This is a genomic window from Brooklawnia cerclae (assembly GCF_011758645.1).
In the GTDB taxonomy this organism is placed as follows: Bacteria; Actinomycetota; Actinomycetes; order Propionibacteriales; family Propionibacteriaceae; genus Brooklawnia; species Brooklawnia cerclae.
Genome location: NZ_JAAMOZ010000001.1, coordinates 1,655,161 through 1,667,377, shown reverse-complemented (window position 1 = coordinate 1,667,377; position 12,217 = coordinate 1,655,161). Strand labels below are relative to the sequence as shown.

The 12,217-nt window shown below is 64.6% G+C and carries 15 protein-coding genes; 8 read left to right on the top strand and 7 right to left on the bottom strand.

Going from position 1 to position 12,217, the window contains the following annotated elements; genetic code table 11:
* Positions 1 to 31: 31 nt before the first annotated feature.
* Positions 32 to 667 carry a hypothetical protein gene (locus FB473_RS17645; protein ID WP_208390477.1) on the bottom strand — a complete coding sequence of 212 codons (636 nt, stop codon included), beginning with the start codon at positions 665 to 667 and terminating at the stop codon, positions 32 to 34.
* An 845-nt stretch (positions 668 to 1,512) separates the two neighbouring features.
* Here FB473_RS17645 and FB473_RS07705 point away from each other — a divergent pair.
* Complete coding sequence (locus tag FB473_RS07705; protein ID WP_167166170.1) at positions 1,513 to 1,794, top strand: type II toxin-antitoxin system RelE/ParE family toxin; 282 nt, start codon at positions 1,513 to 1,515, stop codon at positions 1,792 to 1,794.
* A gap of 9 nt (positions 1,795 to 1,803) precedes the next feature.
* Positions 1,804 to 2,103 (top strand): HigA family addiction module antitoxin, encoded by a 300-nt coding sequence (locus tag FB473_RS07700; protein ID WP_167166168.1) that lies wholly within the window; start codon positions 1,804 to 1,806, stop codon positions 2,101 to 2,103.
* A gap of 61 nt (positions 2,104 to 2,164) precedes the next feature.
* Here the strand turns inward: FB473_RS07700 and FB473_RS07695 are convergent, their stop codons facing one another.
* Positions 2,165 to 2,575, bottom strand: a complete 411-nt coding sequence (locus FB473_RS07695; RefSeq protein WP_341770134.1) for a PIN domain-containing protein — start codon at positions 2,573 to 2,575, stop codon at positions 2,165 to 2,167.
* Between the two features lie 5 nt (positions 2,576 to 2,580).
* Positions 2,581 to 2,868 carry a type II toxin-antitoxin system Phd/YefM family antitoxin gene (locus FB473_RS07690; RefSeq protein WP_167166164.1) on the bottom strand — a complete coding sequence of 96 codons (288 nt, stop codon included), beginning with the start codon at positions 2,866 to 2,868 and terminating at the stop codon, positions 2,581 to 2,583.
* 225 nt (positions 2,869 to 3,093) lie between these two features.
* Between FB473_RS07690 and FB473_RS07685 the strand changes: the two genes are divergently transcribed.
* Positions 3,094 to 4,605: a sugar transferase gene (locus tag FB473_RS07685; protein ID WP_167166162.1), complete on the top strand. Its 1,512-nt coding sequence runs from the start codon at positions 3,094 to 3,096 to the stop codon at positions 4,603 to 4,605.
* A gap of 94 nt (positions 4,606 to 4,699) precedes the next feature.
* Here FB473_RS07685 and FB473_RS07680 read toward each other — a convergent pair whose 3' ends face one another.
* Both FB473_RS07680 and FB473_RS07675 read right to left on the bottom strand, forming a co-directional pair.
* Positions 4,700 to 5,158 (bottom strand): TA system VapC family ribonuclease toxin, encoded by a 459-nt coding sequence (locus FB473_RS07680; RefSeq protein ID WP_208390476.1) that lies wholly within the window; start codon positions 5,156 to 5,158, stop codon positions 4,700 to 4,702.
* Positions 5,155 to 5,379, bottom strand: a complete 225-nt coding sequence (locus tag FB473_RS07675; protein WP_167166160.1) for a hypothetical protein — start codon at positions 5,377 to 5,379, stop codon at positions 5,155 to 5,157. Before FB473_RS07675 ends, FB473_RS07680 begins: the two co-directional genes overlap by 4 nt.
* A 97-nt stretch (positions 5,380 to 5,476) precedes the next feature.
* On the opposite strand from FB473_RS07675, the gene FB473_RS07670 reads away from it, so the two are divergent.
* From FB473_RS07670 to FB473_RS07660, 3 genes are all read left to right on the top strand, one after another.
* Positions 5,477 to 5,938, top strand: coding sequence for a helix-turn-helix domain-containing protein (locus FB473_RS07670; RefSeq protein WP_167166158.1), 462 nt, complete (start codon positions 5,477 to 5,479; stop codon positions 5,936 to 5,938).
* Positions 5,935 to 6,303, top strand: coding sequence for a HepT-like ribonuclease domain-containing protein (locus FB473_RS18450; protein ID WP_208390474.1), 369 nt, complete (start codon positions 5,935 to 5,937; stop codon positions 6,301 to 6,303). Before FB473_RS07670 ends, FB473_RS18450 begins: the two co-directional genes overlap by 4 nt.
* A gap of 243 nt (positions 6,304 to 6,546) precedes the next feature.
* Positions 6,547 to 8,061 carry an exopolysaccharide biosynthesis polyprenyl glycosylphosphotransferase gene (locus FB473_RS07660; protein ID WP_167166156.1) on the top strand — a complete coding sequence of 505 codons (1,515 nt, stop codon included), beginning with the start codon at positions 6,547 to 6,549 and terminating at the stop codon, positions 8,059 to 8,061.
* A 610-nt stretch (positions 8,062 to 8,671) separates the two neighbouring features.
* Here the strand turns inward: FB473_RS07660 and FB473_RS07650 are convergent.
* On the bottom strand, positions 8,672 to 9,331 hold the full coding sequence (locus FB473_RS07650; RefSeq protein ID WP_167166154.1) for an arsenate reductase/protein-tyrosine-phosphatase family protein: 660 nt from the start codon (positions 9,329 to 9,331) through the stop codon (positions 8,672 to 8,674).
* 91 nt (positions 9,332 to 9,422) lie between these two features.
* Between FB473_RS07650 and FB473_RS07645 the strand changes: the two genes are divergently transcribed.
* Positions 9,423 to 10,205 (top strand): YggS family pyridoxal phosphate-dependent enzyme, encoded by a 783-nt coding sequence (locus FB473_RS07645; RefSeq protein WP_341770068.1) that lies wholly within the window; start codon positions 9,423 to 9,425, stop codon positions 10,203 to 10,205.
* Between the two features lie 26 nt (positions 10,206 to 10,231).
* On the opposite strand, the gene FB473_RS07640 is transcribed toward FB473_RS07645, so the two are convergent.
* Entirely contained in the window at positions 10,232 to 10,705 is a 474-nt protein-coding gene (locus FB473_RS07640) for a hypothetical protein (protein ID WP_208390473.1), read from the bottom strand.
* Between the two features lie 39 nt (positions 10,706 to 10,744).
* Here FB473_RS07640 and FB473_RS07635 point away from each other — a divergent pair, with 39 nt between their 5' ends.
* Positions 10,745 to 12,160 carry a sigma-54-dependent transcriptional regulator family protein gene (locus FB473_RS07635; protein ID WP_167166151.1) on the top strand — a complete coding sequence of 472 codons (1,416 nt, stop codon included), beginning with the start codon at positions 10,745 to 10,747 and terminating at the stop codon, positions 12,158 to 12,160.
* Positions 12,161 to 12,217: the final 57 nt, after the last annotated feature.

The window sequence follows — 12,217 nt, the reverse complement described above, 5'->3', positions numbered from 1 at the left end:
CCACGAACGGCACGAGCATCGCACCGTAAAGCTATCTTCGCATGGATTGCATCCAGCGGGACTGCTGCGCGGATAGGTGACAGTCTGTAGTCACACCGGCAGTGAGGCGGTCGTGTTCATGATGGTCTAGAACTTGATCGGCGTCAAACGGCCCAGACGGGCTTGACATCGGCGACGGTGGTAGGTCTGCTCGATCTGAGTGCACCACGCAGCCGACAACATCAGCGCGCATCAAGGCGGCGTTTTCGAGCGCCCGGACAGCCAGACACGATTTCGTCCGCAAGTCGATCGAGTACCCGACGGTTTGGCCAGAGAGCACCTCCTTGATCGCGTAGAGGTAGAGGTGACCTTCCGCGGTCTTGTGCTCCGTGACGTCCGTCAGGCAGAGCTCGTTGGGCGCGTCGGCGGCGAACACGTGCCGTGTCCGGCCGTGCTCGTCGACGACGGCGCGGAGGTTGTCGTGCGCGGGTGGGCCGGGACGGCGGGCCTTACGACGGTCGGGTTTCCCGAACGCGCAGAACCAGCCGTTGTTTGACGCAATCCGCCACGCGGTCCAATCAGACATCGCCGCACCCGCGTCCCAGGCTTCGTCGGAGAGGAATCGGCGACCGAACTCGGGGTCGTCGTGGTGTGCGTCGAACGACGCGTTCGGGCGATACGCCTCCACCAGTTCACTGGCGGTGATGGAGCTGGCCAGCCACAGGTAGTAGGGGTTGGCGAGCGAGCTTGAGCACCTGGCACGTCACCGTCACGGGCATCCCCGCGTCGGCGAGTTCGGTCACGAGCGGGTGGAGCCTTTCCTAGGAGATGCGCCTACGACAGAAACGCCGCCGCTCGCTGCAGCACCTTATTCTCCTGCTTGAGGAGCCGGATCCGCCTGCGCGCTTCGCGCAGTTCGGCTGCCTCGGTTCGTGACTGGCCCCGGGCTTCCGACCTTCGCCGGCATCAGCGTGGCGCATCCGCTTCTGCAGCGTCATCGGGCGAACCCCGAAGTCGCGAGCGACCTCTTGATCGTCACTCCGGGCTCACGGTTTCGCGCGACGCGCACAACCTCGCCACAAAACTCGCTCGGATAGGGCCCGGGCACAGCAATATCCTTCCAGGCCGCCCCCGCGGGCAAGCCATATCAGATGTCACCTACTCGTGCAGCAGTCCCCTATGACTCGACGCTCTATTGACGACATCACGGCGCGCGCTGATGAGTTCGCCGATGCCTTCGAGAACTACGACCCGAAGCCTGGTGACCAGGGCGCGTCGCTCTCGCCGGTCGTGGTAAAGCGTGATCAGAGCCTGTCGCCGGACCGGTTGCGATTGCGGCACGTTGTGGGGGAGGTCTGCCAAGCCCTGGTTGTCCCGGCGGCCGTTGACCCTATGCAATGGCCGCCAGATCGTCCGGGTACAAACGGGTGCAGTTCAAGTCGGCGATGTTAGTTCGTTCCGCTGCCTGGCGGAGGTCCGGCTTGACGCCTGGCGTTATTGACGCGTCGCGTTAAGCTCGGCATACTGTGTGGCGTGATCAGATCGTTCACCGACCGCGACACTGAACTTATCTGGCGTCGTGAGCCGACGAAACGACTTGATCCGCGCATTCACTGGGCAGCCAACAGGAAGTTGCACATGCTCGACGCTGCCACCGAACTGAGCGCCTTGCGCGTGCCGCCTGGCAACCGTCTGGAGGTGCTGAAGGGAGACCGGGCCGGTGAACACAGCATCCGGATTAGTGACCAGTGGCGGATTTGTTTCCGCTGGACGGACGCAGGCCCGGAGGATGTGCAGATCGTGGACTACCACTGAGGAGGGATGATGACTGAGAAACTGTATCCGCCCGTGCACCCGGGCGAGGTCCTGATGGAGGACTTCATCCGGGGGTTCGGCATCACGCAGAACAAGCTTGCGGTGTCGATCGGTGTGCCGCCGCGCCGGATCAACGAGATCGTGCACGGGAAGCGTGCCATCACGGCCGACACTGCACTCCGCTTGGGGCGCTACTTCGGTGTTGACGCGCAGTTCTGGCTTAACCTGCAGACGCGGTACGAGCTGGAGCTCGCGCAGGATCGGGTGGCCGAGCAGGTCGCCTCGATTACGCCGCTGCAGGTCGCTTGACCTTTGCGGCACGTTGCGGGGGAGGTCTGCCAAGCCCAACTTGTCCCGGCGGCTGCTGACGTCATGCAGTGGCCGCCAGGTCGTCCGGGTAAACGACATCAATTTCGGTGATGGTCTGTGGGAAGTCCTTGTGGTTGTTGGTGAGGAACCGGTCTGCTCCCGAAGCCACCGCGGTCGCGAGGTGTGCGGCATCTGCGGCGTGTAGGCCGTAGCTGATCGCCAATGCGAGAGCAAGGCGCGCCGTGGCCTCGTCAAACGGGTGCAATTCAAGTCGGCTGAGAAGGCTGATCAGTGTTGCTGTCTCGTCGGAGTTCGGATCGTTACGCATGGGTTTCGTCAGCACTTCCGTGAGCAGCAGCACAGATCCGGTGCCGACAGGGTCGGCGCCGGCGAAGAGCGCGGCAACCCGCGTGCCGAGCGGGTGGCCCTTCGCGGCGGCGTAGATGATGACGTCGGCGTCAAACGCCGTCACTGTGCTCAACGCGCGGATCTGTCTACGCGGATGGCCTGGACGAGTTCTTCCGCGCGTTCAGGGCTGATCGTCGGGGGCCGTACGGGTTCGCCTCGTGCGCGCTCGAGCAGCGCACCGATGTCGTCCGCCCGGTTCCACGCCTCAGGGGCACGACGTGCCCTGAGCGCATCGGGGGACACAAGTACGGCGACGACGCGTCCGTGCCGTGTGATGGAGACTTCCTCGCCCGCCTCCACGCGGTCGAGTTGGGCGGGAAGGGTTTGACGGGCGGTACTCGCACTGATCGTCACCATGCAGCTATTGTACGTTGCTGTACAACCTTGTACATAGCTTGCTGAGCACAGCGAACGGTGGGCTCAGGCCTCGATCGAAGGTTGAGGTCTCGGGCGTGCGTCCTGTGCCTACCCTGTGGCCACTATGGCGTTTTGTCAGGGTGAACCCTTAGGGTGATGACTAGCGCTGACTGCGCTGACAGTGCTATGCGGTCCAAGAAGCCGTACGACCCCGGGGGCACCCTCATGACAGATGTGGTGGACGACGCGTCGCAGGAACATGTGTTCGCGGCGACGGCGGTCGCGCCTCCACAGCGGGTGCTCAGCGACGATCACCGGCACTTCGCGCGGACCTTGCTCGTCGGGGACGTAGCGGCCATGGTGCTGTCGCTCGCGGCGGGGCACTTCATCAGGTTCGGATTCACTGACCCTGACGTAACAGGGCTCGGCAGCGTCCCGCTGTCATATCTCCCCTTGTCTGTGGGCATCGCAGTCGCCTGGATCGCGCTTCTGACGGCTTATCGCGTATACGATCATGCGATCTTCGGCAGCGGTAGCGAGGAATACGAGCGGTGCTCCCGGGCCAGCTTCGCGCTCTTCGGGGGAGTGGCGATCGTCAGCTACCTGTTGAAGATCGATGTGTCGCGCGGGTACTTCGCGGTCATCCTGCCGACAGGTGTGGGGCTGCTCCTGCTGTGGCGATGGCTTGCTCGCAAGCTGCTGATCCGGGAGCGCAAATCCGGCCGGTTGATTCACAGGGCGCTGATTCTGGGCGGCGAGCCCGCCGGAGTGAGGCGGCTCGCCATCGAGCTCGACAAGCGTCCGGAACTGGGCATCGACGTGGTGGGGACGTGCCTGGGGGAGAGCATGGGGCTGACGTTCCTACCCAACTCGCGCGTCCCTGTGCTCGGGGAGACCGACGACATTCTCGATGCGATGAGGCTCCAGCAGGCCGACACGCTGCTCGTCACGGCGAACGCCGGGCTCACTCCTGACAGGATCAGACGGCTCAGTTGGGCTCTTGATCCGGAGTCGCAGCATCTCCTGGTGGCTCCGCCGTTGCTCGATATTGCCGGCCCGCGCACCCAGTTGCGTCCTATCGATGGTGTGCCGCTGATTCAGGTGGACATCCCCAAGTTCTCCGGCGGCAAGTTCATCATCAAACGCACGATGGACATCGTCGTCTCGGCTCTCCTGATCGTGCTCCTGACGCCGGTCTGGCTGATCGTCCCGCTGCTGATCTGGCGTGAGGACCGCGGGCCTGCTTTTTTCCGGCAGTGCCGGGTCGGGTTGGGCGGCCGCACCTTCACCATGTACAAATTCCGATCCATGCGGCCCAATGCAGAAGAACTACTGGCCAGCCTCCGAGCACAACGCGAACTACACGGCGTTGGTAATGAGGTGTTGTTTAAGTTGCGGGATGATCCGCGTGTGACGCGGGTTGGTCGGGTGTTGCGGAAGTTTAGTGTTGATGAGTTGCCGCAGTTGTTTAATGTGTTGCGTGGGGATATGAGTTTGGTGGGTCCGCGTCCTCCGTTGGAGCGTGAGGTGGAGCTGTATGAGGCTCAGGTGCGGCGTCGGTTTTTGGTGAAGCCTGGGATTACGGGTATGTGGCAGGTGAATGGGCGTTCGAGGTTGTCGTGGGAAGAGTCGGTGCGGTTGGATTTGTATTATGTGGAGAATTGGTCGTTGGTGGGGGATCTGCGTATCTTGTTCCGCACCGTGAAAGTCGTCCTCCACCGCGACGGCGCCTACTGACACTGTCACCGCCAGGGGTCGATCAGTTCGATTCCGCGCGCAGTGATTGTTGCCATTGCTAGCACTTCGTTCGTCGACGCTAGCAGCGTGAAGCTCAATTCCCGACCGGGATGACCTCGACGTGCGCCTGGTCGACGGGGTCGAGGGAGACTGCCAGGCGTCTGTCGAAAGTGGCCAGCCGCATTCCGTGCGCAACCGCCAGCGCGAGCAGATGCAGGTCGGTGACTTGCCGGTGGCCGATCAGCGCATGCAAGGAAACCGGCGTCTCCGCAAGGGAAGCGTCGTCGGCGACGAAGACGTGCCCAGGTTGCTCACGTATCCCGCGAAGGAGATCGAGTGCGGCGGCACCGGTGTAGGCGCCGCCCATGACCGCCGGGTTGAGCACGAGACGAACCAGCCCGGTCTCGGTGATCGGGGTGGTTGCCCAGCGCGTGATGCCACTCGCGAGCCACGTCCGCGCCGCAACATGGTGAACGTGTTGCGGGGCGACCAAGGCCAGCAACACGTTGACATCGAGCAGAGATGCGGGAACGTCGGCGTCCGGGCCGGTCACTGGTCGTCCCGGTGCTCGGCGACGATCTCGTCGGTGATCAGATGGTGGTCGACGATCGGCTGCAATGTCGGGAACGCGAGGTCGACGTGGACCGCTGAGGACTGCTCGAGGCCCCGTCTGGCCAGGGCCGATACTGCGGCTCCAAGGCTGATCTGGCGGGCGTGAGCCAATTCCCGGGCAGCCTGGAGCACCCGATCATCGATGTCCAGAGTCGTACGCATAGACGCATCGTAACATCACAACATCAGGATCGATTGTTTCGCTTGCGGGTGGGCTCGGTCTGTGAGGCGTTTGATAGCTGGGCGCTATCATTGGCGTGTGCCCGAGAACGGAGTTTCTGGATCGCTGCGTCGGCGTCGTCTGGAGGCGGGCCTGTCGCAGCGTCAGCTCGCTGCCCAATCAGGCGTCCCACAACCGAACATCGCCGCTTACGAGACCGGCCGACGCGCACCTTCGCCCGTGACGTTGGAACGACTGGATGCGGCGTTGCGGCCTCCGACACTGGCTCGGTTGCGAGCTTTACGTGCGCCGATCCTGCGTGCGGCGAAAGATCGTCGGCTCAGCGACGTGCGGGTGTTCGGTTCGGTGGCACGCAATGCAGCTGGAGCGGACTCAGACGTTGACCTACTCGTTCACCCACGCCCGGAGGCGTCCGTATTCGACTTGGCCGGGTTCATGACCGAAGTCGAGGAATTGGTGGGAGTGAAGGTGGACGTGGTGTCCGATCGTGGCCGCGGCCCTGTTATGGAGCGCATTCGTGCCGAGGCAGTTTCGCTGTGAAGGACGAGGGTATTGATCGGATACCGGCGATTCTCGCCGATATCGCCCGGTTCGGTGTTACCGCGCGGCGGGTGGCTTTACGGGGCCACGACCGTTTCGTCGACCCTGAGGACGATGATCAGCGCCGTATCGCCAGGTCGCTGATCATCGATCTGTCAGTTGCCGCCGAGCGGCTCGGCGAGTCTTTCCGCCAGGCCCATCCCGAGATCGATTGGCGGGGGATTCGCGCCGGCCGCAACTTCATCGCGCATGACTACGACGGCACGGATGAAGAGATCCTGTGGCAGACGGTCGCCATTCAATTCCCCGGCATCGTCGAGGCACTCACCCAGAGCACGGATCGTCCTGAATCTCGAGCGCGATGATCCTCGCTAGGTGAGACGGAACGGTCGCCGCATCGTCCGCCGGGATCGACCGTCTCGAAGCCTGCCCGGCGCCATCCACTCTCGGCTGCAGACAGGTCGTCCGAAGGTTGTCAAGACTGTGATCACGCTGTGGGTGACCTTGGCGTGTCGTCGGGGTGAACCCCTAGTGTGATATGCGGCGCTGTCGTCGGGGAGAGTGCCGGGCGCTGACAAGGGATCGCGCAACCTCGGGGGGCGAAAGCTGTGAGTGACGACGTGCTGGACGACGCGTTGCGACCGCAGGCACCAACGGCGACGGCGATCTCCCGCCCTCCGCGCGCCGTTCGCGAGGAGCACCGGCGTTTCACTCGGATAATGGTCGGCGGGGACGCCGTGGCGATCACGGCGGCATTGGTGATCGGGCACGTCCTCCGGTTCGGGCTGACCGATCCCGACGTCACCGGCATCGGTGCGATTCCCCTGTCGTACGTACCGCTTTCGTTGGCCATCCTGATCGTCTGGATTCCCCTCCTCGGTGTGTACCAGGCCTATGACCACGGAGTGCTCGGCAGTGGGGGAGAGGAGTACGCGCGCAGCACACGAGCCAGTTTCGCCCTGTTCGGCGGGATGGCGGTGATCAGCTACCTCCTCCGGATCGACATCTCGCGCGGATACTTCGTGGTCATCCTTCCGGTCGGTACCGGGTTGCTCCTGCTGTGGCGATGGCTCGCTCGAAGACTGCTGGTGCGCGAGCGACGGGCAGGGCATCTCGTCCACCGTGCGATTCTGCTGGGAGGGAGTGGCGCAGTCGCGCGCAAGCTCGTGGCGGAGATCGACAAGCGACCCGAACTAGGCATCGATGTGGTGGGCGCTTGCTTGCGCGATCGCTCGATCGACGCGTTCATCCCTGGGTCGCAGATCTCCGTGCTCGGCGGAATCGACGACGCCCTCGATGCGATGAGGCTCCAGCAGGCCGATACGCTGCTCGTCACCGGCACCGCGGGGCTGTCGTCCGAGAAGATCCGCCAGCTCAGTTGGGCTCTTGATCCGGAGTCGCAGCACCTTCTGCTGGCTCCGCCGTTGCTCGATATTGCCGGCCCGCGCACCCAGTTGCGTCCTATCGACGGTGTGCCGCTGATTCAGGTGGACATCCCCAGATTCTCCGGCGGCAAGTTCATCGCCAAGCGTGCGACCGACATTGCTGCCGCGCTCTTCCTGATCGTCCTCCTGATACCGCTGTGGCTGATCGTCCCGCTGCTGATCTGGCGTGAGGATCACGCGCCTGCCCTTTTTCGGCAGTGCCGTGTGGGGTTGGGCGGCCGCACCTTCACCATGTACAAATTCAGGTCGATGCGACCGGACGCCGAGCAATTGCTGGCCAAGCTGAAGGCCGAACATGACAGCTCCACCGTTGGTAATGAGGTGTTGTTTAAGTTGCGTGATGATCCGCGTGTGACGCGGGTTGGTCGGGTGTTGCGGAAGTTTAGTGTTGATGAGTTGCCGCAGTTGTTTAATGTGTTGCGTGGGGATATGAGTTTGGTGGGTCCGCGTCCTCCGTTGGAGCGTGAGGTGGAGCAGTATGAGGCTCAGGTGCGGCGTCGGTTTTTGGTGAAGCCTGGGATTACGGGTATGTGGCAGGTGAATGGGCGTTCGAGGTTGTCGTGGGAAGAGTCGGTGCGGTTGGATTTGTATTATGTGGAGAATTGGTCGTTGGTGGGGGATCTGCGTATCTTGTTCCGCACCGTGAAAGTCGTCCTCCACCGCGACGGCGCCTACTGAGGCGAAGGACAGAACGAATCCCATTCTGGTATGCAGCGCTGGTCACGGCGGCGCTTGAGCGCGAGATCAGGCACCTGGCTGCCGAACGTGATGCCGAGATCCTTCGCGGGAGGGGAGCAGCGGACGATCTCGACCCGCCGGTGAGATGGAGCGTCGATCATGTCGAGGTCGAGGGCTGACCTGTGCGGGAGATCTGCCTGGCGCACTTGGACAGGACCAGGCCCGTTGTCGTACTCACCAGAGAGGCTGCTCGCGCGGCCATGACCAAAGTGACCGTTGCGCCGATCACCTCGACCGTCAAGGGCCTCAACAGCGAAGTGCCTGTCGAGGCGGTTAACGGGCTGGATCGGGCAATGTTGGCTGAGTCTGTCGAAAGCCTGTTGCCGGACGGCGGTTCCACGACCCTTCGACAGGCTCAGGGGTCGTTTCGACAGGCTCAGGGATCGTTTCGACAGGCTCAGGGATCGTTTCGACAGGCTCAGGGGTCGTTTCGACAGGCTCAGGGGTCGTTTCGACAGGGTCAGGGATCGTTTCGACAGGCTTAGGGATCGTCGATCAGTAGTTCCCTAGACGTGATGCTCAGGCAGGTCGTTGGGTGAACGGACTACGTTCAGCGCACGCGCTCGACGATCACGTCGATGGCGCTGCTGATCGCCTCGGCCGCGCGGGCAGCAGCCTCGGGGCCCCGTCTGTAGGGATCGGGTGTCCAATCGGAGTCGTCCGGGGCCGGTCGCAGCGAGCGGACGACGTCCGCGACCTGATGCCACCCGAGGCCCGACCATGGAGGTTTCAGATACAGGGCGGACGACACCTGCCCCAACGCGAACACGCGCCGGGAAGCCTGCGGTGTCTCGTCACGGATCCAGTCCCGATGCTCCGGGCCGAAGACCAGGATGAGGTCGGACGCCAGAAGATCGCGTCCGGTCACCTGACGGGCGATGTGGGCGTCGGCGGGGACTCCTCGCATGCGCGCCTGCTCGGCCATCAACGGGTCGAGACCCTGCCCCGTCATCGCACCGACACCGGCGGACGAGATCTGCACGCGGGCGTCCGGTGGAACCCTGGCACGCAGATAGGCCTCCGCGAAAGGGGAGCGGCAGATGTTGCCCGTGCACACGAACAGCACCTTGCAGGGGGGAAGCTCCGCCCGGCGAGGCGGACGTACCGGTGACGCACCGGTGCGGAGCCATGCCGGAACCGGCTCGTCAGTTGGTTCGGGTGCCTGCGCGCCGCCGGAGGTGGTCGAGTGGCTGGCGTGCGGAAAACCCATGCTGGACAGGATAACGTGATTCCGCAATTCCGCCGGTGGACGCCGCGACCGCGGGGATGGCCGGTCGCGAGCGGGGCCGTAAAATGACTGGGTGACCAGCGAAACCGAGATCTCCACCGTGCCGCAATCCGTCGATGACTTCGCCCGCCGCCTGGCGGACGTCCACGACCGGATGCGAATGGCCGCGGAGAAGGTCGGTCGGGATTCCTCCGAGGTCCGTCTGCTGGCCGTGAGCAAGACCGTCGCGGAGGATCGGCTGCGCAACGCCGTCGCCGCCGGAGCCCACGAACTCGGCGAGAACAAGGTGCAAGAGGCCGCACGCAAACACCAGACCCTCGCCGACCTCGACATCGCGTGGGCCATCATCGGCCACCTGCAGACCAACAAGGCCCGGACGGTCGCCGAGATCGCCTCCGAGTTCCAGGCACTCGACAGCACACGCGTCGCCGAAGCCCTCGATCGCCGGCTCCAGGCACTGGGGCGCGGCCTGGCCGTCTACATCCAGGTCAACACCTCCGCCGAGGAGTCCAAGTCGGGGCTCATCCCTGAGGACGTGCCCGGCTTCCTGAAACAGCTGCGGGCCTACTCGTCCCTGCAGGTGCAGGGATTCATGACTTTGGCGGCCAACACCCGCGACGAGCAGCGCGTCCGCAGCTGTTTCCGCATGCTGCGCCGCATCCGGGACGAAGCTCGCGACTCCGACCCCGATCTGGTGGGTCCCGGTGGCCTGTCGATGGGGATGTCGGGCGACTTCGAGCTCGCGATCGAGGAGGGAAGCACCGTCGTCCGCGTCGGACAAGCCATTTTCGGCCCCCGCCCGGCCCCCCACACGTCCTACTGGCCGGCTGCCTTCGGGGGACACAGGGCGGATTGAGCGAGCCTGCGGGCGTTTCGACAAGCTCAGCGGGCGTTTGGGCGGACGATGGCTGAGCTTGTCGAAGCCAGGTTCGCTTCGACAGGTTCGGTTTTTGTGGTCCCTGAGCTTGTCGAAGGGTCGGGCGTTTCGACAGGCTCAACGGGCGTTTCGACAGGCTCAACGAACGTTTCGACAGGCTCAACGGGCGTTTGGGCGGGTTCGGTTCTTGTGGCCCCTGAGCTTGTCGAAGGGACGAACGTTTCGACAAGCTCAACGAACGTTTCGACAGGCTCAACGAACGTTTCGACAAGCTCAACGGGCGTTTCGACAGGCTCAACGAACGTTTCGACAAGCTCAACGGGCGTTTCGACAGGCTCAACGAACGTTTCGACGGGCTCAACGGGCGTTTCGACGGGCTCGAACAGGCGCGGCGGGCGTTCGGCGAACTCGATGGGCGATTCGAACGGATTGCGCCGAACCCCGGCGCCCTGGCGCTCCGCATGATTGACTGTCGGCATCTGGCTTGGTGGCATGGTGGCCACAGGAGGACATCCGCAATGGTCTCACAGTCGAGTTCGTCACGCCGGGGCCTGGAGGAGCGGGTCGCGGGGACGCGCCGTGCGTACGAGGACGCGTTCGAGTCCGACACACGGCAAGGCGTCAGACGTCTGGTCGCGGAATCCTGGGATCGCACGGTGGCCGCCGGCCTGAAACCAGGGGAGCCCCCTCCCGACATCGACATCACCGACCTGGGCGACCGGCAGGAGTCGCACCCGCTGGCGCCCTATCTGCCGGTGCTGCGCAGCCTGCTCATCGACGGGCACGAGGACGCCTGGCGCATACTCGCGGTGACCGACATGGACGGCAGGGTGCTGTGGCTCGACGGCTCCCGCGCGGGCAGGCAACGGGCAGACCGCATCGGCATGCAGCCGGGAGCGGCCTGGACGGAATCGCGGGTGGGCACCAACGCGATCGGAACCGCCCTGGTCACCGGTGGACCGGTGGAGATCCTCGCCGCCGAGCACTTCATCACCACCCATCACGACTGGTACTGCGCGGCGGTCCCGGTGACCGACCCCGACACCGGCCGGCCGATCGGCATCATCGACATCAGCGGCCCCTACCGGCTGGCCAGCATCGACACACTTCCCCTGGTGCGAACCGCGGGACGCACGATCGAGGAGATGGTACGGGCCGAATGGAACCGCCGGGACGCTGAGGTGCTCACGCGGCTCCTCGAACGAGGGATCCGGCGCGAGGACGCTCTGCTCGTCAGCCCCGGAGGCAGACAGGTCTGGGGCGCGTCCGATCTTCGTGAGGGACCGGCGTCCACTCTCGACATCGAAGCCGCTGACTGGGGCTACCACATCCTGCACCGGCGTGCGCACCACCGGACGACCCACGTGCGGCTGCGCGTGCTCGGGCCGGGCGCACCGACGATCGAGATCGGGGAACGCACGATCCAGCTGACCCCGCGACGTGCGGAGATCCTCGTCCTGCTCGCCATGCATCCCGAAGGGATGTCGGCCGAGCAGCTGGCGCAGGAGGTGTACGGGGACGACGGCAACGCAGTCGCGATCCGCGCCGAGGTGTTCCGCATCCGCAAGGACCTCGGCGGACACCTGGCCAGCGCCCCCTACCGGTTCACCACGAAGGTCGACATGGACGCCGGTCACATCTGCGACCTCCTCACCCACGGCCGCGTGCTGGAGGCGATCGCCGAGTACACGGGCCCGATGCTGCCGCAGGCCACATCACTGGCCGTCGAACTCGCGAGAGGCGAACTCCACGAGTCGTTGCGCCGCGCCGTGCTCGCCGCCGGCCTCGGGGAACTCTCCGCGTGGTGCGGCAATCCCGCCGGGCAGCAGGACACCGAGGCCCTGCGCGCACTCATCGGGGGTCTGCCCGCGCAATCGGCGCAGATTCCTCTTCTCGAAGCCCGGCTGCGGCGGCTGGAGCGCGAACTGGGCTGAGAACGGGCTGGGCTTCGCCGGCCCGGAGGCTTCATGGCCGTTCACGCGGGCCGCGTG